Origin of the sequence: Streptomyces camponoticapitis (assembly GCF_014646115.1) — a bacterium.
In the GTDB taxonomy this organism is placed as follows: domain Bacteria; phylum Actinomycetota; class Actinomycetes; order Streptomycetales; family Streptomycetaceae; genus Streptomyces; species Streptomyces camponoticapitis.
Map to the genome: position 1 here is coordinate 24189 of NZ_BMMV01000026.1, position 20660 is coordinate 44848.

A 20660-nucleotide genomic window follows, 5' to 3' on the forward strand; every position below is an offset into this window, starting at 1 on the left:
GAAGCTTTCCTACTTACGGTTGAGGTAGGCGAGACCGGGATGCTCGCGGGTGTAGCCGTCGACGAGGCGCCCGGCGACGGACACGGAGTCGACGAGGGGGTGCAGGGCGAAAGCCTTGACGGCGGTGGCGCGTGAGCCGCTCTCGGCGGCGGCCAGGACCTCGCGTTCGACTGCCTTGACACCGCACACCAGCCCGGTGGCGTGGTCCGGCAGCGGGGCGACGGCGACGGGGTGAGCACCGGTGGCGTCGACGAGGCAGGGCACTTCGATGACGGCGTCACTGTCCAGGGCAGACAGGGCGGTGCGGTTGCGGACGTTGAGGATGAGCGTGGTGCGCTCGTTCCTGGCGATGGCCCGCATCAGGGAGAGGGCGACCTTCTCGTAGCCGCCGGACTCCTGGTCGCAGGTGTCCCGCTCGCCGGCGCCGGCCGCCTCGCGGTTCTCCGCCATGTACGTGGTCTCGCGCTCGGCGCGGGTACGGTCCCAGGTTTCCAGGGCCGGAGTGCCCGGCCGCTTCATCTCCTCGTAGAAGCGGGCCTGCTGGTCGTGGAGGAACGCGCCGCGAGTCTGCTTCGCCTGCTGGTAGGCGCGAACCGTTTCCCGATTGAAGTAGTAGTAGTGCAGATACTCGTTCGGGATCGCGCCGAGGGAGCGCAACCAGTCGGGGCCGAAGAGCCGGCCCTCCTCGAACGAGCCGAGCAGGGCGGAGTCGGCGAGCAGCCGGGGGAGTTCGTCGCGGCCGGAGACCCGCAGCCCCCGTACCCAGCCGAGGTGGTTGAGGCCGACGTAGTCGATCCACGCCTCGTCCGGGTCGGCGCCCAGCACACGGGCGACGCGGCGGCCGAGGCCGACCGGCGAGTCGCAGATGCCGATGACCCGGTCGCCGAGGTGGCGGGACATGGCCTCCGTGACCAGGCCGGCCGGGTTGGTGAAATTGATCACCCAGGCGTCGGGGGCGAGCCGTGCGACGCGTCGCGCGATATCGGTGGCCACCGGGACCGTGCGCAGCCCGTACGCGATACCGCCGGCGCCCACCGTCTCCTGACCGAGAACGCCCTCGGCGAGGGCCACCCGCTCGTCTGCCGCGCGGCCTTCGAGTCCGCCGACCCGGATGGCGGAGAAGACGAAGTCGGCGCCGGTGAGCGCTTCGTCGAGGTCGGTGGTGACGCTGACGGTCGGTGCGCCCCCGTCCTTGGGCGACGCGCCGCCGCCCGGGGCGGCCGCGGCCTGCTCGGCCAGGACCCGGGCGACGGCGGTGAGTCGGCCGGCGTCCAGGTCGTGGAGCGTGACGTGGGTGACACGCCCCTCCGCGTGGTCGCCGAGCAGCGCCCCGTACACCAGGGGCACCCGAAAGCCTCCGCCGCCGAGAATCGTGAGCCTCATACCCGAACCACCTCCACACCGGCCTCGTCGAGCGCGGCGCAGGTGGCCGGGTCCGAAGAGGCGTTGGTCACTACCACGTCGAGTTCCTCCGGGCCGCAGACCCTGGCTGTGCCGGTGCCCGGGAACTTGCCCGCGTCCGCGAGGAGCACCACCTTGTCGCCGGCCACGATCATCGCTCGCTTCACCGGTACCTCGACCACGGTGGTGTCCATGACCTGGCCTCCGGGGCGCACTCCACTGGTGCCCAGAAAGACCCAGTCCGTGTGCAGTTGCCGGAGATTGTCCTCGGTGAGGAATCCCACCAGTGAGCGGTACTCGCGTCTGACCATGCCCCCGAGGAGCACCAGCTCTATCCCGTGGTCGTCGGCCAGTTCCTCGTAGACCACGAGATTGCTGGTGATCACCGTCAGTCTGCGGCCGTGCAGCTGCCGGGCGAGGCGGAACGCGGTCGTGCCGATGTCCAGCAGCACCGATTGGCCGTCTTCGATCATGGCGGCCGCGCGGGCGGCTATCTCGTCCTTCTCGGACACCCGCATCTCGGCCACTTCGGCGAAGGGTTGGTCGCCCTCCTCGATGACGGCGCCGCCGTGGACGCGGGTGAGGAGGCCCTCCTCCTCCAGTCTGACCAGATCGCGCCGCACGGTGGCGGCGCTGACCTTCAGCTGCTCGGAGAGGTCGCCGACGGCCGCCGGGCCGCCGGATCGCAGGGCACGCAGGATCAGTTGGTGTCGTCTCTCAGCCAGCACGTAGTGAACAGTACTAGGCAATCTCAATCATCTCTACGCTCATGTTCGCTCAACTATTGCCAACTCGGCGCACAAAGCGCACGATCCTGTGCACGACCTTGCAGGGAAATGAACGAGAGGATCTGCTCGTGAGGGAGCCGCCCCCACATTCGGAACCGGTCACCGACGCCCGGCCCGACGTCCTGCTCACCGGGTTGCTCTTCTACGACCTGGTCCTCACCGGCCTGGGCAAGCCGCCCACCCCCGGCGAAGAGCTCTGGACCAGGGGTATGGGCTGCGGGCCCGGTGGCATCGCCAACCTCGCGGTGGCCGCCGCCCGCTTCGGGCTGTCCACGTCACTGGCGACCGTGTTCGGCGACGACTTCTACGGGGACTACTGCCGCGAGATCCTGGCCGGACAGGAGGGCGTCGACCTCACCCTGTCGCGTACGGCCCCCGGCTGGAACACCCCGGTGACCGTCTCACTCGCGCAGGGCCACGACCGGGCCCTGATCACCCACGGTCAGGAACCTCCCTGTTCGCAGGACGCGCTGATGGCCGGGGCACCGGATGCCAGGGCCGCGGTCGTGCACATCGGCGCCGAGCCGCAGGAGTGGATCGCGAAAGCCGCGGCCGCCGGTACGAGGATCTTCGCCGATGTCGGATGGGACGCGACCCGGCGATGGTCCATCGACGTACTGGGCCAACTGTCCCTGTGCCACGCGTTCATGCCCAACGAGGGCGAGGCCATGAGCTACACCCGCACCGACACACCCGCCGCCGCGCTGGACCGGCTGGCCGCCCTCGTGCCGGTCGTCGTGATCACCCGCGGCCGGGACGGCGCCCTCGCGGTGGACGGGACCACCGGCGAGCACGCCCAGGTCGACGCGCTGGACGTGGAGGTGCTGGACGCCACCGGCGCGGGTGACGTCTTCGGTGCGAGCTTTGTCACGGCCACCCTGGCGGACTGGCCGCTGGCGGACCGGCTTCGCTTCGCCGCGCTCGCGGCGGGCCTGTCCGTGGGACGGCACGGCGGGGCGCCGGCCGCGCCCGGCTGGTACGGCATCGACCAGTGGTGGCGCACGGTCGGAGCCAAGGATTCCGAACTCCGCCGCACCTACGGGTTCCTGGCCGACCGGATCCCCGCCGATCCCGGTCCCCCGGTGATTCACGCGGCTGTCACCCCCCATAACCTCGTCAAATAATTGAAACCCATAAAAAACACCCGGAAGGCGGTGGGGGCAGTGCACCTCTCGCGAAGAGGGCTGCTTCGAGCGGGGCTGGCCACGTCGGCCGCCGCCGCGCTGGGCGGCGCCACGGCGAGCTGCTCGGTACCCAGCGGCTCCACCGGCCGCACCATGACGCTCTGGTACTGGACCGGCGGGCTCAGCGACAAGACCGTGGCCGAGGCCCGGTCCCGCTACACGGACGTGGATCTGAAGCCGGTCCAGATCGGTGGCTACTTCCGCTCCAAACTCCTGACGACGATGGCGGGTCGCGCCCATGTGCCGGACATCACCGGCCTCAAGGGCGAGGACATGGCGTCCTACATGCCCAACGCCGACCAGTTCGTCGACCTGCGCACGCTCGGCGCGGACCGGCTCAAGGACCAGTACCTGCCGTGGAAGTGGGACCAGGGGACGGCGCCCGACGGGCGGATGATCGGCTTCCCGATAGACACCGGCCCGGTCGTCCAGTACTACCGCGCCGACGTCTTCGACCGGGCCGGTCTGCCGTCCGACCCCACCGAGGTCGGAGAGCGGCTGAACACCTGGGAGCACTTCTTCGACGCCGGTGAGCGGTTGAGGAAACGGCTCCCGGGCACCTACCTGCTCAGCGATCTGCTCTCGATCTTCCAGACCGTCGTCAACCAGAGCACCAAGAGGTTCGTCGACGAGGACCGGAACTTCATCGGAGACCAGAAGCATGTGACCGACGCCTGGGACCTGGCGATCGAGGCGCGTCGCCGCGGCATCGTCTCCAACCTCGTCAGCGGCACGCCGGACTTCAACTCCGCGACAGAGTCGGGCAAGGTGCCGAGCCAGCTGAACGCCTCGTGGGCCGCCGGCGACCTGAAGCTGGCCGTGCCGAAGAACAAGGGCAAGTGGCGGGTCGCGCTGCTGCCGGGCGGCGGCGCCAACAACGGCGGCTCGTTCCTGGCGATCACCAAGGCCTGCCGGGAGCCCGAGCAGGCGTTCGAGATCATCACCTGGCTGCTGAACCCGGACAACCAGACCCGCGGCTTCGTCGACGCCTCCCTCTTCCCCTCCACTCCGGCCTCCTTCGAGCGGAAGGCCATGCGCGACCCGGACCCGTTCTTCGGAGGACAGGTCACCATCGACGTCTTCGGCCCGGCGGCCGAGAAGATCCCGATCGCCTACAACAGCCCCTACGACATAGCCCTGCAGCAGCCCATCGTCGACGAGCTGACCAAGGTGAACAGTCTGGGCAAGGACCCGGACCAGGCATGGAAGGACGCCATGAGGAAGTGCCGGCGTATCGCCGACCACCTGGGGGTGAGCTGAGATGGCTACGGCACCCCCGATCGCGCCGCCGGCGCCCGTCCCCACCCGTAAGGCCAAGCCCGGCGGGTCCGGCCCCGTGCGCCGCCACTGGCGGCTCTATCTCGCGATATCCCCCTTCTACCTGCTGTTCCTCTGCTTCGGCCTGATCCCCGTCGGCTTCTCGCTCTACCTGTCCCTTCACCGCTGGGACGGCCTGGGGAAGATGGAGTGGGCGGGCCTGTCGCAGTACCGGTACCTGCTGGGGGACTCCCAGTTCTGGCACGCGATCGGCAACACGCTGATCATCTGGGCGATGGCGACCCTGCCGATGCTCTTCATCGCCATGGTCTGCGCCGTGATGCTCAACTCGGCGGTGCGCTTCAAGAACTTCTACCGCTTTGCCTACTTCCTGCCGAACGTCACCTCGGTCGTCGCCGTCGCCATCATCTTCGGGTCGGTCTTCAGCACCAACTTCGGTCTGGCCAACGCCGTACTGGAAGGGCTGGGCCTGGACCAGGTTGCCTGGCTGAACACTCCCTGGGGCATCAAGGTCGCCATCGCCTCACTCATGACCTGGCAGTGGACCGGCTACAACGCGATCATCTACCTCGCCGGCCTGCAGACCATCCCCACCGAGCTGTACGAGGCGGCCCGTGTCGACGGCGCGGGCCCCGTGCAGACCTTCTTCCGGATCACGGTGCCGCTGATGCGGCCGGTCATCCTGTTCACGCTCGTGGTGTCGACCATCACCGGTCTGCAGTCCTTCTCCGAGCCGCAGGTGCTGCTCCAGACCGCGTCCAACAGCTCCACCTTCGCCGGCGGTCCGGACAACGCCGGCCAGACGATGGTCCTCTACTTCTTCCAGCAGACCTTCGACAACAACGACTTCGGCTACGGCGCCGCGATCTCCTGGGGCATCTTCCTGATCGTCGCAGTCTTCGCGATCATCAACTGGCGCCTGGTCCAGCGCAAGGGAAAGTAGGGGAGCCCGCTCATGACCGTGAGAAGAACCAGGACCATGAAGGGCGTACGGTCCGGAGGCGTCGGCCTCCACGCGGGGCTGGTGCTCGGCGTCCTGCTCTCGCTCTTCCCGTTCTACTGGACCGTCGTGATGTCGACGCACACCTCGACGGAGATCTTCCAGTTCCCGCCGAAGCTGCTGCCCGGCTCGCACTTCGACGAGAACATCGGCAAACTCTTCGACAGCGTCGACTTCTTCGGCTCGATGCTCAACTCCGCGATCGTCGCGGGCTCCGTGACATTCCTGGTGCTGTTCTTCGACTCGCTGGCGGCTTTCGTCTTCGCGAAGTTCAAGTTCCCCGGCCGCAAGCTGCTCTTCCTGGTGATGATGGGCATCTTCATGGTGCCCGCCCAGCTCCAGGCCATCCCGCAGTTCGTGATCATGGCCAGGATCGGCTGGATCGGCTCGCTCACCGCGCTGATCGTGCCGGCCGCGGCGAACGCCTTCGGCATCTTCTGGATGCGCCAGTACATGTCGGGCGCGATCCACGACGAACTGCTGGACGCCTCCAAACTCGACGGTTGCGGCTTCCTGCGCCAGTACTGGCACGTGGCGCTGCCGGTCGTCCGGCCGGGCCTGGCGTTCCTCGGCATCTTCACCTTCATGGCCCAGTGGAACGACTACGCGTGGCCGCTGATCGCGCTGACCAACCCCGATCACGTCACGCTCCAGGTCGCGCTGTCGCAGCTCAACGGTGTGCACGGCACCACCGACTACGGGATGGTGATGACGGGTGCGCTGCTCGCACTGATCCCGCTGCTGGTCGTCTTCGCGATCGGCGCCCGCCAGATGATCGCGGACCTCGCCAGGGGAGCGATCCGTTGACCGGGACACGGCCGTGGGAATCGCCCGAGATCACCGGGTGGCGGCGGCTCCGGCGGAACGCGGTGGACCGCAGGGAGGGCAGCGTCCCGCTCGACGGCGACTGGCGATTCCAGCTTCTGCCCGCACCCGACGCGCCACTGGGCGAGGAGTGGTCGTCGCTGGTGGTGCCCGGCCCGTGGACGATGCAGGGCACATCGGATCTGCCGCACTACACCAACGCCCAGATGCCCTGGCCGGAGATTCCGCCGCTGTCCCCCGCCGCGAATCCGACCGGGGTGCACGAGCGGGACTTCGACGTACCGGCCGACTGGGCGGGCCGCCGGATCGTGCTTCAGGTCGGCGCCGCCGAGAGTGTGCTGATCGCGGAGGTCAACGGCCGGCGGATCGGCATCGGCAAGGACTCCCATCTGGCCAGTGAGTTCGACGTGACCGACACGGTCCGGGCGGGAGGGCGGAACACGCTGCGGCTGACCGTGGTGAAGTGGTCCGACGCCTCGCACATCGAGGACCAGGACCAGTGGTGGCACGGCGGGATCACCCGCTCCGTACTCCTGTACGCGACAGACCCCCTCCACCTCGCCGACGTCCACATCACCGCCGGCCACGACGGCTCGCTGCGGGTGGACTGCCAGGTACGCGGGCCGCTGCCACGGGGCTGGTACATCACCGGTGATCTGGACGGAACGGCGCTGGCCCAGGACACGGAGTTCGACCGCGTCAACCGCGAGGACGACCGGGTCTCGGAATTCCTGGGCGAGGCAAGGCTGTCCGCGCGTGTTCCGGACGTACGCCCCTGGTCCGCGGAGACACCTTTCCTGTACGGGCTGACGGTACGGCTGCACCGCGCCGACGGCAGTGTCGCCGACACCTCCCGGCATCGGATCGGGTTCCGTACGGTGCGGATACGCGGCCGGGATCTGCTGGTCAACGGCGAGCGGGTCTTCATCCGTGGGGTCAACCGGCACGACTTCGACCCGCTGACCGGCCGGACCGTCACCGAGGCCCAGATGCGGGCGGATCTGGAGACGATGAAGCGGTTCGGTTTCAACGCCGTACGCGCCGCGCACTACCCGAACGATCCCGCGCTGCTCGACCTCGCGGACGAACTCGGCCTGTACCTGGTGGACGAGGCGAACATCGAAAGTCACGACCACGCCCACGAGATCGCCGACGATCCCCGCTATCTGCCGGCCTTCCTCGACCGTGTCTCCGGCATGGTGCTGCGGGACAAGAACCACCCGTCCGTCATCATCTGGTCGCTGGGCAACGAGAGCGACTACGGTGCCAACCACGACGCCGCCTACGGCTGGGTCCGCCGGCACGATCCGACCCGGCCCATCCAGTACGAGGGTGCGGCCAAGACCGACTGGTTCTCCACCACGGTGGCCAGCGACATCGTCTGTCCGATGTACGCCTCCATGGAGGAGATCGTCGCGCACGCGACCTCCGGAAAGCAGACGAAGCCGCTGATCCTGTGCGAGTACTCGCACGCCATGGGCAACAGCAACGGCACGCTCTCCGACCACTGGGAGGCGATCGAGTCCACACCGGGTCTGCAGGGCGGTTTCGTGTGGGAGTTCTGGGACCACGGCATCCTGCAGAGGCTGTCCGACGGGCGCCCGGCCGGCCCCGGTACCACGGACGGCTTCACTGCCGGTGTCGCGGCGCCGGGCTACCGCTGGGCGTACGGGGGCGACTTCGGCGACACCCCGAACGACGGCGTCTACTGCGCGGACGGACTGGTCTTCCCCGACCGCACCCCGAAACCGGCGATGTACGAGCACCGCGAGATCGCCGCGCCCCTGCGCCTGACGTACGACGCGGGGCTGTTGCGGGTGGACAACCGGCAGCACTTCCGCGACCTGTCGTGGCTGGCGGGGGAGTGGGAGCTCAGCGCGGAGGCGGCCGGTACGCGGACCGCACCGGCCGAACTGCCGCACGTGCCGCCGGGCGGGCACGCGGACATCCCGTTCCCACGGGAACTGCTGGACGGCCTGCCCACGGACCACGGTGCGGTCTGGCTCACGCTCCGGTTGTCGACGGCCGTCGACGAGCCGTGGGCCCCGGCCGGCACCGAGGTGTGCACCCCGCAGGTCCTGGTACCCGAGGGACGACCGGCGCGCGGGACCGGAGCCACCCCCGTGAGGCGAATTCCCACCTCCGGTCCGGGTACCAGTGCCGGGGTGGTCCTCGACGCGGAGGGACGCCTGGTGTCCCCGCTGCTGACGGCCCCGCCCGTACTGAGCCTGTGGCGGGCACCGACCGACAACGACCTGCTGGGCGGCGTGGCCGAACACTGGCATCGACTGGGACTCGACGATCTCGTACGCGAACACGTCTCGACGGACCGTCACGAGGACCGGGTCACGGTGCGCTGCGTGTACCGGACAGCGGGCGGCGTGGTCGAGCACCAGCAGGCCGTCAGCAGGCTCCCCGACGGGGGCCTTCTCATCGAGGAGACAGCTGTCCTGCCCGAGGGGGTGACCGATGTCGCGAGGGTCGGCACGGTCTTCGAGACGGTGGGCGGCCCGGAGCGAATGGAGTGGTTCGGCCAGGGGCCTTGGGAGACCTATCCGGACCGGCGGGCCGGCGGCCCCGTCGGGCATCACCGCGCCCGGATCACGGAGTTGTTCACCCCCTACCTGCGACCACAGGAGAGCGGCGGACGGTCGGGGGTGCACGCACTCTCACTGCTGTCCGATACCGGCGGGGGGTTGTCGGTGCGGCTCGACGCTCCCCGACAGGTGTCGGTGACCCACCACCGGGCGGCCGATCTCGCCGCGGCGGCGCATCACGACGAACTCGTGCCACGACGGGGCTGTGTGGTCCACATCGACGCCATGCACCGCGGCCTCGGCACGGCCTCCTGCGGTCCGGACACGCTGCCGCGTTATCGATCGGGCCCGGGCACCTACCACTGGTCGTGGCTCTTGCGCGCGGTGTGACGAGCGCCGGGATTTCCGGGCGGTGGCTTCCGGTCCGGTGCGGAAGTCTTCACATCCACGAGGCCAACTACGCGGTCGAGTTGGACGTCTCCTCTGGGAGTATCGGCTACCAGAGGAGACAAGAGTGACGACGAACCCGGGAACGGCCAAGCGGAGAGCACGCCCCAGGGAGGTGGAGACCGCATTCCTGCTGTTGCTCGCGGCGATTTCCGTGGACGCCCTCGTATGGGTGCTGGACACGTTCGTCCTCTCTCCGTCCGGGCTCGACGAAATGCGTGACGAGATGGGTGAGAGCCAAGCGATCCAGCAAGCCGCCATGTCCGGCGGATTCTTGGTTCTCACCAGCTCCCTGTTCCTTTTCCTCGTTTTCCAGATGCGTCAGGGCCGGAAGTGGGCGCGGAACGCCGTCGCCGCTGTCGCCGCTCTTGTCATGTTCTTCCTTTTCAACAGCATGAGCATGAGTGAATTCGACAAGAAGACCTCAACTGACGTCATCTACGACCTTTTCATCAGCGTCAGTCCGGTCTTCCTGGTGGCCGGTGCCGTCCTGTTGATGTTCCTGCCGACGGCGAACAGATACTTCTCCCCCAGGGAACGCACCGAGTAGCGGAACGACGAATGACGAGTGGGGGGCGGCAGGAGCCGCCCCCCACCGACACGCGTTGGCAGGGTCCGGGCCCGGGCACGTGGGCGGCCCTCGACGCGCGCCGGACACGTCCCGCACAAGTCCCGGTGACGACTTCCGCCCGAAGCATTGACGAAACATTGCCACCGCTCTAGCTTTCTCCGCGTCGTACTTCGTACGTCATATATGAGACGCGATGCGAGATGTGAGAGCCCTTCACCCATGACCTTTGCGCCCACCCCCATCCCGTCCCGCACCCAGTACGTGCTGGAGGCGATCAAGCACGCGATCCTCACCGCCCGGCTGCTGCCAGGACAGGCTCTCGTCGAGGCCGAACTCGCCGCCCAGTTCGGTGTGTCGAAGACACCGGTGCGCGAGGCGCTGAAGACCCTGGCCGGTACCGGGCTCGTCGTCATGAGCCAGTACAAGGGCGCTGTCGTGCGGATGGTCGACGCGACGATGGCGCGCGAGGTGTACGACGTGCGCCTGCTGCTCGAACCGGAGGCGCTGCGCCGGTCCATCGCCCGCGAGGCGTCGCTCGAAGCGGCGCGCGAGGCCCTGGAGCGGGCCGACTCGGCGGCGGACAAGGCCGACAGATCGCTCGCCAACCGGGACTTCCACCGGGCGCTCTATCTGTCCTGCGGCAACCCGCTGCTCGGCCGGATGCTGGACGAGATCCGCGACCAGGCCGCCCTCGTGTCGACCGTCGCCTGGGCTGCCATCCCGACCTGGGAGCGGGAAGCGGCCGAGCACCGGGAGATTCTGCGGCTCGCGCTCGACGGGGACGCGACGGCCGCCGCCGCGGCCCTGCACGACCACATCGCGTCGTTCGTCCGGCGTGCGTTCCCCGACGACGGCGACGGGGGTGACGCGTCGTGAACCACCAGCACACCGACGAAAGGTCTGGCCGCATGGACTTCTCACCGCTGACAGCGGTCCTCGCGGATGTCGTGGCGATCCCGGTGACCCCCTTCGCCGAGGACGGCACCGTCGACACCGGCACGTACCGCGCCCTGCTGCGCAGGTTGCTGGACGGCGGCGTACGGGTCCTGACCCCGAACGGCAACACCGGCGAGTTCTACGCCCTCACCCCCGACGAGCGGCGGCTCGTCACGGAGCTGACCATGGCCGAGGCCGCCGGCCGGGCCGCCGTCCTGGTCGGTGTCGGGCACGACGTGCCGACCGCGATCGCCGCCGCCGAACACGCCAGGGACGCCGGCGCCGAAATGGTGATGGTGCACCAGCCCGTACACCCGTACGTCTCGCAGGACGGCTGGATCGACTACCACCGGGCCATCGCCGAGGCCGTCCCCGGACTCGGCGTCGTGCCCTACATCCGCAACCCGGCCCTCGGCGGTGGCCGGCTCGCCGCCCTCGCGGACGTCTGTCCCAACGTCATCGGCGTCAAGTACGCCGTCCCGGACGCCGCCCGGTTCGGGGCCTTCGCCCGCGACGCGGGCCTGGAGCGGTTCGTCTGGATCGCCGGGCTCGCCGAGCTGTACGCGCCCTCGTACTTCGCGAGCGGTGCCACCGGGTTCACCTCGGGCCTGGTCAATGTCGCCCCCGGCGTCTCGATCGCCATGCTCGAAGCCCTGCGGGCCGGCGACTACCCGGCGGCGATGAAGGTCTGGGACCAGATCCGCCGCTTCGAGGAGCTGCGCGCGGAGGGCCAGTCCGCCGACAACGTGACGGTCGTCAAGGAGGCCCTGGCCGCGCTCGGACTCTGCCGGCGTGACGTCCGTCCGCCGAGCAGCGCCCTGCCCGAGTCGCGCCGCGCCGAGGTCGCGGAACAGATAGCGGGGTGGTCCCTGTGACCGCCCCCGGAGGACCGGGTGAACACGCCACCCCCGACAGCCGCCTGACCTCCGAGGACCTGCGCAGCCACCGGTGGTACGGGACGGACGGCCTGCGCTCCTTCAGCCACCGCGCCCGCACCCGCCAGCTCGGCTACCTCCCCGAGGAACACCTCGGCAAGCCGGTCATCGCGATCCTCAACACCTGGTCCGACATCAACCCGTGCCATGTCCATCTGCGCGACCGCGCCCAGGCGGTCAAGCGCGGTGTCTGGCAGGCGGGCGGATTCCCCCTGGAATTCCCGGTGTCGACGCTCTCCGAGACGTTCCAGAAGCCGACCCCCATGCTCTACCGCAACATGCTGGCGATGGAGACCGAGGAACTGCTCCGCTCCTACCCCGTCGACGGCGCCGTCCTGATGGGCGGCTGCGACAAGTCCACTCCCGCCCTGCTGATGGGCGCCGCCTCCTTCGATCTGCCCGCCGTCTTCGTGCCGGCCGGACCGATGCTGCCCGGACACTGGCGCGACGAAGTCCTCGGATCCGGCACGGACATGTGGAAGTACTGGGACGACAAGCGCGCCGGACTGATCGGCGACTGCGAGATGGCGGAGCTGGAGAACGGGCTCGCCCGCTCACCCGGCCACTGCATGACCATGGGCACCGCCTCGACCCTGACGGCCGCTGCCGAGGCCCTCGGTGTCACCGTGCCCGGGGCCTCGTCCATCCCGGCCGTCGACTCCGGCCACGACCGCATGGCGGCCGAGTCCGGGCGGCTGATCGTGGACCTGGTGTGGCGGCGGCTGACCCTGTCGAAGATCCTCACGGCCGAGGCGTACGAGGACGCCGTCGCCACCGTCCTGGCGCTCGGCGGTTCCACCAACGCCGTCATCCATCTGATCGCGATGGCGGGGCGCTCGGGGATCACGCTGACTCTCGACGACTTCGACCGTGTCGCCCGCACCGTGCCCGTACTCGCCAACCTCCGTCCCGGCGGGCAGTACTTGATGGAGGACTTCCACTTCGCCGGAGGACTGCCCGGTTTCCTGACCCGGCTCACCGACGTGCTCCACCTGGACCGGCCCACCGTCGCGCACACCACCCTGCGCGAACAGCTCGCCGGAGCGGTCGTGCACAACACCGACGTCATACGGGAGCGCGCCAAGCCCCTCGCGCAGGAGGGCGGCGTCGCCGTACTGCGCGGCAACATCTGTCCCGACGGCGCCGTCATCAAGCACATCGCCGCCGAACCGCACCTGCTGCACCACACCGGCCCGGCCGTCGTCTTCGACGACTACCGCGAGATGCAGCGCACCATCAACGACCCGGCACTGGCTCTCACCGCGGACCATGTGCTGGTCCTGCGCAACGCCGGCCCCAAAGGCGGCCCCGGCATGCCCGAGTACGGCATGCTCCCCATCCCCGACTACCTGCTGAAGCAGGGCGTACGGGACATGGTCCGGCTCTCCGACGCCCGTATGAGCGGCACCAGTTACGGCGCGTGCGTCCTGCACATCGCCCCCGAGTCGTACGTCGGCGGCCCCCTCGCCCTCGTCCGCGACGGGGACCTGATCACCCTCGACGTCGATGCGCGCAGCCTCCATCTCCACGTCAGCGACGAGGAGTTGACGCGCCGCCGGACCAAGTGGACTCCACCGCCCGCCCGTTACCGGCGCGGTTACGGCGCCCTCTACGAGGACCAGATCACCCAGGCCGACACCGGGTGCGACTTCGCCTTCCTGGCCAGGCCCGGAGCGGCACCCGACCCGTACGTGGGCTGAACAGCGCCGCCCGGCGCACGGAGAACAGAGATCGGAGACGCGTCATGGCCCAAACCGCAGCCGTGGCCAAAGAGCCCAAGGTGCCCAGACGCCGCTCGGCGAACCCCCGCACACTGCCGTACCTGCTGATCGCACCGGCGGTGCTGCTGATGCTGGGATTCATCGCCTACCCGGTGGCCAGCGTCTTCTACTACAGCCTTCAGAACTACAACGTCACCAAGCCGTGGCGGAACGGCTTCGCCGGACTCGACAACTTCACCCGGATCTTCACCGAGGACGACCAGTTCTGGACGACACTCGGCTTCAGCGCCCAGTGGGTCGTCACGCAGGTCTCCCTGCAACTCCTGCTCGGACTCGCCCTCGCGCTGATCGTCAACCAGTCCTTCATCGGCCGCGGCGTCTCCCGCGCCATGGTGTTCTCCCCGTGGGCCGTCTCCGGCGTGCTGACCAGCACCATCTGGATCCTGCTCTACAACTCCTCCACCGGCTTCAGCCGTTACCTCGCGGACGCCGGGATCGGCGACTACGGCACCTCGGTGCTCTCCGACACCGGCACGGTCTTCTGGGCCGCGACCGTCGCCGAACTCTGGCGCGGTGTCCCCTTCTTCGCCATCCTCATCCTCGCCGACCTCCAGTCGGTGTCGAAGGAGCTGTACGAGGCGGCGGCCGTCGACGGCGCCGGGCGAATACGCCAGTTCTTCTCCATCACCCTGCCGCACCTACGGGACGCGATCATCCTGTCCACCCTGCTGCGCGCGGTCTGGGAGTTCAACAACGTCGACCTGCTTTACACCCTCACCGGCGGCGGACCGGCCGGCGTGACCACGACCCTGCCCCTCTATGTCGCCAACACCGGTATCGAGGGCCACGACTTCGGCTACGCCTCCGCGCTCACCACCGTCGCCTTCGTGATCCTCCTCTTCTGCTCGATCGTCTATCTGCGCCTGAGCAAGTTCGGAGGCGACCACAAGTGACTGCCGCACTCGCCACGCACCGCGGCGACGGCCTGCCAGGGGCCCTCGCGCACGACGCGCCGCCGCCCGCCCCCGTCCGCCGCGGCCGTGAGCGGTCCTTCGACGAGCCACCACGCTGGCAGATCTATCTGCCCCTCGGGATCTACCTGGTCTTCACGCTCGTCCCGTTCTACTGGATGTTCCTCTTCGCCGTACGCCCTGCCGGGTCCACCTCACTCGTCCCGTGGCCGATGACCGGCGAGCACTTCTCGAAGGTCTGGAACGAGCGCAGTTTCGCCCTGTTCTTCCAGAACAGCATGATCGTCGGCGTGTGCACGCTGCTCGCCACCACCCTGGTCGCCCTGGCCGGCGGTTACGCCCTGGCCCGCTTCGACTTCAAGATCAAGAACCTCTTCATGCTGGCGCTGCTCTGCTCGCAGTTCATCCCAGGCGCGCTGATGCTCGTCCCGCTCTTCGAGATCTTCAAGAACCTCCAGATGATCAACTCCCTGGGCAGCGTCATCATCGCGGAGACCGTCTTCCAACTGCCCCTGTCCATCATCTTGATCAGCGGCTTCATCAAGAACGTGCCCGTCACCCTCGAAGAGGCCGCCTGGGTCGACGGCTGCTCACGCTTCCACGCGTTCCGCGCGGTGGTCCTGCCGCTGCTGCGCCCCGGACTGATAGCCGTCGGCTCCTTCGCCTTCGTGCACAGCTGGAACCACTTCCTGTTCGCCCTGATGTTCCTCAGCGAACAGGACAAGCAGACGATCCCGGTCGGCCTCAACACCCTCATCGGCGCCGACAGCGTCGACCTCGGCGCCCTGGCTGCGGGTGGTGTCATCGCCGCGGTACCCGTGGTGATCGTTTTCGCCTTCATCCAGAAGTGGCTCATCACCGGCTTCAGCGCGGGCGCGGTGAAGGGATGACGGCCGAGCGGCGGAACTCCGCCCCCCTCCCGCTGGTGCTCGCCGGCGCGCGTGGCCACGGCCACCAGCACCTCGCCAACATCCGCCGTCTCCAGCACCTGGGCCTCGTCCGGCTCGTCGGAATCTGCGAGCTGCACCCGCTCAGTGCCGAGGAGCTGTCCGGCCTGCCCGGTGAACCTCCAGCGCAGTCCCCCGACCTCGGGTCGCTCCTCGACACGACCGGAGCCCGGGCGGCGGTCATCTGCACCCCGATCCAGACCCACACCGAGCTGGCCCTGACCGCCGCCGCGCGCGGAGTCCACCTCCTGCTGGAGAAACCGCCCGCCGCGACGTTCGCCGACTACCTGCGGATGGCCGACGGTGTGCGGGAGGCGGGCACTGCCTGCCAGATCGGCTTCCAGTCCCTCGGGTCGCACGCCGTGCCCGCCGTACGGGAACTCGTGCGCTCCGGCGCCGTCGGAGCCGTACGCGGCATCGGCGCGGCCGGGGCCTGGGTACGCGACGACGCGTACTACCGGCGTGCGCCCTGGGCCGGCCGACGCAGGCTCGGCGGGATCGACGTCGTGGACGGCGTACTCACCAACCCCCTCGCGCACGCCGTCGCCACCGCGCTGGAACTCGCCGGCGCCGGAGCCGCCGAAGACGTGGCGAGCGTCGAGACCGAGCTGTTCCGCGCCCACGACATCGAGGCCGACGACACCTCGTCCGTACGGATCACCACCACCGGCGGGCTGCCCGTCACCGCCGCCGTCACCCTGTGCGCCGAACGGGCGGGGGAGCCGTACGTCATCGTGCACGGCGACCGCGGCCGGATCACCTTCTGGTACAAGCAGGACCGCGTGCTCGTGCAGCGCGCCGGGCACGGCCCGGAAGAGACCGTCCACGGACGGACCGACCTGCTGGAGAACCTGGTCGAACACCTCGCGGGCGGCGCCGAGTTGCTGGTACCGCCGCACCGCACCGGCGCCTTCATGCGGGTGGTGGAAGCCGTGCGGACCGCCCCCGAGCCCACCGCCCTGCCCGCCGACGCCTGGTACACCGAACCGGCCGCGGCCGGTACCGGCGTACGGCGCGTCGTGCGCGGCATCGACGGCATGGTGGCCGCCGGGGCCGACACCCTCACCCTCTACTCCGAACTCGGCGCCCCCTGGGCACGGCCCAGAGAGGTGAGCACACCATGACCACCGCACTGCTGAGCTGCGCGGGACGCACCGTCGCCCACTACGGCCCGGGGGACGGGCTCGCGGGGCGCCCGTATCTGCACCCGGTCACCACGCTCGCGGGCGTTCCGGTCACCGAGGAACGGCCCGCCGACCACCTCCATCACTTCGGGGTCTCCGTCGCCGTCCCCGATGTGGCCGGACACAACTTCTGGGGAGGACGCACCTACGTACGCGACCGGGGACCCACCGCACTCGACAACCACGGTGTGCAGCTCCACCTGAACTGGAAGTACCGCTACGACAACGGCTTCGCCGAGGAGCTGAGCTGGCAGGCGGGCGGCGCCGAACTGCTGCGCGAACACCGCGCGGTCGCCGTCAGCCCGCTCTCCGGCTCCGCCTGGGCGCTGGACTTCACCTTCTCGCTCACCAACCACGGGCCCGGCGAAATCTCCGTCGGCAGCCCCGCCACCAACGGCCGCGCCGGCGCGGGGTACGGGGGCTTCTTCTGGCGCGCTCCCAAGGAGCCCGTGGTGCCCGCCGTCTTCACCGGCACTCTGGAGGGTGAGGAGGCGGTGCACGGAAGCACCGCCGACTGGCTGGCGCTCACCGGTGACGGCTGGACGCTGGTCTTCGTGGGAGCCACCGAGGAGACCCGGCACGATCCGTGGTTCGTGCGGACCGCCGAGTATCCCGGAGTCGGGTCCTCCCTGGCCGCCGCCGAACGGCTCCCGGTTCCCCCCGGCGACAGCGCCGTACGCCGCGTGGTCACCGTTGTCGCCGACGGGCGGCTCGACCGGGACACGGCAGCCGCGTACGCCCATGAGGCGGTGCCGGTATGAACGGACACGCGGGTCACGAGAACCCGGCCACCGCCACCACCGGTGCGGGAGCCAGACCCTGGACCGCCGACCTCGGCGACGGCACCTACCGCAACCCGGTGCTGAACGCGGACTGGTCGGACCCGGACGTCGTGCGGGTCGGCGACGACTACTACCTCACCGCCTCCAGCTTCGGCCGGGTCCCCGGACTGCCCCTGCTGCACTCCGGGGACCTCGTCAACTGGACCCTCATCGGCCATGCCCTCGAACGCCCCGAGCCGGCCGCCGACTTCGCCGTGCCGCGCCACGACCGAGGGGTGTGGGCGCCCTCGATCAGACACCATGCCGGGCGGTTCTGGATCTTCTGGGGCGACCCCGACCACGGCGTCCAGCAGATCAACGCACCGAGTATCAGGGGCCCGTGGAGCGCCCCGCACCTGCTGAAGGCCGGCAAGGGCCTGATCGACGCCTGCCCGCTGTGGGACGAGGAGACCGGCGAGGCGTATCTGGTGCACGCCTGGGCCAAATCCCGCTCCGGCGTGAAGAACCGGCTCACCGGCCACCGGATGAGCCCCGACGGCCGCGAACTGCTCGACGACGGCAGGACACTGGTCGACGCCGACCTGATCCCCGGCTGGTTCACCCTCGAAGGCCCCAAGCTCTACCGGCACGACGGCTACTTCTGGATCCTCGCACCCGCCGGGGGAGTGGCCACCGGCTGGCAGGGCGCCTTCCGGTCGCGGAACTTCTCCGGCCCGTACGAGGAGCGTGTCGTTCTCGCGCAGGGCAGCACCGACGTCAACGGGCCGCACCAGGGGGGCTGGGTCAGGACCCCCGAGGGCGAGGACTGGTTCCTGCACTTCCAGGACCGGGGGCCGTACGGCAGGGTGGTCCACCTTCAGCCCATGCGCTGGGACGACCGCACCGGCTGGCCCGTCCTCGGTGACGAGGGCGAGCCCGTTCGCGTACACACCAAACCGACGGCCCCCGCCGGACCCGTCGAAGCGCCCGCCACCGACGACGACTTCCCCGGCGGGCGGTACGGAAAGCAGTGGCAGTGGACGGCCGTCCCCCGCCCCGGCTGGACGGTCGAGCACGCCGCGGACGGACTGCGGCTGACCTGTGTGCGCACCCCCTACGCGCACGATCTGCGGGCCCTGCCCAACGTCCTGGTCCAGCGGCTGCCTGCCGAGACGTTCACCGTCGAGGTGGGCATGGCCCTGAACAGCACCGAGCCGGGCGCCAAGGCCGGACTCGCCGTCCTCGGCGACGCGTTCAGCTGGCTCGGCCTCGAACGCGGCGGCGACGGAGCCGTACGACTCGTCCACCGTTACGCCGAGAGCGTCGCGGAACACGAACGGGACGCCGCACACGCGCGCCCCGCACCGGAAGGGCGGGCCCGGCTGCGGATCGAGGTCACTCCCGGCGCCCGCTGCCACTTCGCCGCCGACTCCGGGGACGGCACCGGATTCCGCCCCTCGGGCCAGGTCTTCGCGGCCACTCCCTGGCGCTGGGTCGGCGCCCTGCTCGGCCTCTTCGCCACCGCGCCGGAGGGCCGCGGCTCCGCGGGCACCGCCGACTTCACCGCCTTCCGCGCCACCGGGGCCGGATACCGGTCGCCCACCACCCAGGCCCCCACGCAGGACGCACGGAGCACCACACACCCGCACCAGCCACCGAACCGAGAGATGAGCCGATCATGAAGAACTCGAAGACGTACCGGGGGCGGACCGTGGCAACGGTGTCCGTCGCCGCCGTGCTCGCCCTGACGGCCACCGCATGCGGTGACGACGGCAGCGGCGGCTCCGGTACCGAGGGCAGCGGCAAGGGCGAGATCACCTTCTGGGACAACAACGGCGGTCCGCGCACCGCCGTCTGGACCGAGATCATCAAGGACTTCGAGGCGAAGAACCCCGACATCAAGGTCAAGTACGTCCCGATCCCGATCGCCGACGTCCAGTCCAAGTACGACACCGCGATCGCGGGCGGCGGTCTGCCCGACGTCGGCGGCGTCGGCACCGCGTACCTCTCCAACATGGTCTCGCAGGAGGCCCTGGAGCCGGTCGGCGACCGGATCAAGGACTCGGCGCTGAACGGCAAGCTCGTCGAGGCCATGGTCGAGAGCGTCAAGGACGCGGGTGGCCGGGGCGAGGAGATCTACTCCGTGCCGACCTCCGCCAACAACGGCGCGCTCTGGTACCGCACCGACCTCTTCGAGGCGGCGGGCCTGGACACGCCCGACACCTGGGCGAAGTTCTACGAGGCCGCCGACAAGCTGACCGACGCCGACAACAACAAGTTCGGCTTCACCATCCGGGGCGGCGCCGGCTCCATAGCGCCTGCCATCGACGCGGCGTACGGCCAGTCCGGCATCACGGACTTCTGGGACGGCGACAGGACGACCCTCAACGACCCGAAGAACGTGGCGGCGCTGGAGAAGTACACCGCCCTCTTCAAGAAGACGACGCCCGCCGCGGACGTCAACAACGACTTCACCAAGATGGTCGCCCAGTGGGACACCGGCACCATCGGCATGCTGAGCCACAACCTCGGCTCGTACCAGGACCATCTGAAGGCCCTGGGCAAGGACAAGTTCGCCGGTATCCCGAACCCGATCGGTGACGGCGGCACCCGGGTGCAGGTGTCCAACCCGGTCGACGGCCTGGGCCTGTTCAAGTCGAGCGAGAACAAGACGGCGGCCTGGAAGTTCATCGAATTCGCCGCCTCCCACGCGTCCAACAGCAAGTGGAACGAGTCGGCCGGCGCCATCCCCGCCAACACCGAGGCGGCGCGGGACCCCTGGATCAGCGCGACCGAGCCGACCGCGCTCGCCGCGAAGTCCCTCACCGACGGTTCCACCAAGATCGTGGAGCTGCCCTACTACCTGCCCGACTGGAACAACATCAGCAAGGCCGACAACGAGCCGGAGTTCCAGAAACTGCTGCTCGGCAAGGTCACGGCCAAGGCGTTCCTCGACAAACTCGCCGGCGAGCTGAACGCGGCGCAGGCGGAGTGGAAGGAGCGGGGCAACGGCTGACCCCGGCCGCCGGGCGCCGCAGCGGACCGGCCCCCCGGCCGGTCCCACCACTCGCGGACGTGATGCCGTACGACATCCGCTCCCGCTCGCAGTCGCCGGCGCACGCCGCGTATCGCCGGCGACTGCGACAGCCCCTGCTGAGGCCGCGCCCCGCCACC

17 protein-coding genes are annotated in these 20660 nt (G+C 69.5%); 15 read left to right on the forward strand and 2 right to left on the reverse strand.

Annotated elements, in window-relative coordinates; genetic code table 11:
- Positions 1–9: 9 nt before the first annotated feature.
- Positions 10–1383 (reverse strand): 6-phospho-beta-glucosidase, encoded by a 1374-nt coding sequence (locus IEY79_RS30440; RefSeq protein WP_189110865.1) that lies wholly within the window; start codon positions 1381–1383, stop codon positions 10–12.
- Positions 1380–2129: a DeoR/GlpR family DNA-binding transcription regulator gene (locus tag IEY79_RS30445; RefSeq protein WP_189110866.1), complete on the reverse strand. Its 750-nt coding sequence runs from the start codon at positions 2127–2129 to the stop codon at positions 1380–1382. Before IEY79_RS30445 ends, IEY79_RS30440 begins: the two co-directional genes overlap by 4 nt.
- Positions 2130–2257: 128 nt before the next feature.
- On the opposite strand from IEY79_RS30445, the gene IEY79_RS30450 reads away from it, so the two are divergent.
- From IEY79_RS30450 to IEY79_RS30520, 15 genes are all read left to right on the forward strand, one after another.
- Positions 2258–3313 (forward strand): PfkB family carbohydrate kinase, encoded by a 1056-nt coding sequence (locus IEY79_RS30450; RefSeq protein WP_229701246.1) that lies wholly within the window; start codon positions 2258–2260, stop codon positions 3311–3313.
- Positions 3314–3352: 39 nt separating this feature from the next.
- On the forward strand, positions 3353–4633 hold the full coding sequence (locus IEY79_RS30455; RefSeq protein WP_189110936.1) for an extracellular solute-binding protein: 1281 nt from the start codon (positions 3353–3355) through the stop codon (positions 4631–4633).
- A gap of 1 nt (position 4634) precedes the next feature.
- The gene (locus IEY79_RS30460) at positions 4635–5594 is read left to right on the forward strand and encodes a carbohydrate ABC transporter permease (protein ID WP_189110868.1); all 960 of its coding nucleotides are present in this window, start codon (positions 4635–4637) and stop codon (positions 5592–5594) included.
- A gap of 12 nt (positions 5595–5606) precedes the next feature.
- The gene (locus IEY79_RS30465; RefSeq protein ID WP_189110869.1) at positions 5607–6458 is read left to right on the forward strand and encodes a carbohydrate ABC transporter permease; all 852 of its coding nucleotides are present in this window, start codon (positions 5607–5609) and stop codon (positions 6456–6458) included.
- Entirely contained in the window at positions 6455–9403 is a 2949-nt protein-coding gene (locus tag IEY79_RS30470; protein ID WP_189110870.1) for a glycoside hydrolase family 2 TIM barrel-domain containing protein, read from the forward strand. The genes IEY79_RS30465 and IEY79_RS30470 overlap by 4 nt, the downstream gene beginning before the upstream one ends.
- Positions 9404–9527: 124 nt before the next feature.
- A complete protein-coding gene (locus tag IEY79_RS30475) occupies positions 9528–10010 on the forward strand; it encodes a hypothetical protein (protein ID WP_189110871.1) in 483 nt (160 codons plus the stop codon).
- A gap of 240 nt (positions 10011–10250) precedes the next feature.
- Positions 10251–10907 carry a GntR family transcriptional regulator gene (locus IEY79_RS30480; protein WP_189110872.1) on the forward strand — a complete coding sequence of 219 codons (657 nt, stop codon included), beginning with the start codon at positions 10251–10253 and terminating at the stop codon, positions 10905–10907.
- 32 nt (positions 10908–10939) lie between these two features.
- On the forward strand, positions 10940–11842 hold the full coding sequence (locus IEY79_RS30485; protein ID WP_189110873.1) for a dihydrodipicolinate synthase family protein: 903 nt from the start codon (positions 10940–10942) through the stop codon (positions 11840–11842).
- On the forward strand, positions 11839–13602 hold the full coding sequence (gene araD, locus IEY79_RS30490; protein WP_373292660.1) for an L-arabinonate dehydratase: 1764 nt from the start codon (positions 11839–11841) through the stop codon (positions 13600–13602). The genes IEY79_RS30485 and araD overlap by 4 nt, the downstream gene beginning before the upstream one ends.
- A 44-nt stretch (positions 13603–13646) precedes the next feature.
- Positions 13647–14576, forward strand: coding sequence for a carbohydrate ABC transporter permease (locus IEY79_RS30495; protein WP_189110874.1), 930 nt, complete (start codon positions 13647–13649; stop codon positions 14574–14576).
- On the forward strand, positions 14573–15484 hold the full coding sequence (locus IEY79_RS30500; RefSeq protein WP_373292661.1) for a carbohydrate ABC transporter permease: 912 nt from the start codon (positions 14573–14575) through the stop codon (positions 15482–15484). The genes IEY79_RS30495 and IEY79_RS30500 overlap by 4 nt, the downstream gene beginning before the upstream one ends.
- The gene (locus tag IEY79_RS30505) at positions 15481–16665 is read left to right on the forward strand and encodes a Gfo/Idh/MocA family protein (RefSeq protein ID WP_189110875.1); all 1185 of its coding nucleotides are present in this window, start codon (positions 15481–15483) and stop codon (positions 16663–16665) included. The genes IEY79_RS30500 and IEY79_RS30505 overlap by 4 nt, the downstream gene beginning before the upstream one ends.
- Positions 16662–17486, forward strand: a complete 825-nt coding sequence (locus IEY79_RS30510; RefSeq protein ID WP_189110876.1) for a DUF6807 domain-containing protein — start codon at positions 16662–16664, stop codon at positions 17484–17486. Before IEY79_RS30505 ends, IEY79_RS30510 begins: the two co-directional genes overlap by 4 nt.
- Positions 17483–19168: a glycoside hydrolase family 43 protein gene (locus tag IEY79_RS30515; protein ID WP_189110877.1), complete on the forward strand. Its 1686-nt coding sequence runs from the start codon at positions 17483–17485 to the stop codon at positions 19166–19168. The genes IEY79_RS30510 and IEY79_RS30515 overlap by 4 nt, the downstream gene beginning before the upstream one ends.
- The gene (locus IEY79_RS30520; RefSeq protein WP_189110878.1) at positions 19165–20502 is read left to right on the forward strand and encodes an ABC transporter substrate-binding protein; all 1338 of its coding nucleotides are present in this window, start codon (positions 19165–19167) and stop codon (positions 20500–20502) included. Before IEY79_RS30515 ends, IEY79_RS30520 begins: the two co-directional genes overlap by 4 nt.
- The last annotated feature ends 158 nt before the right edge of the window (positions 20503–20660 follow it).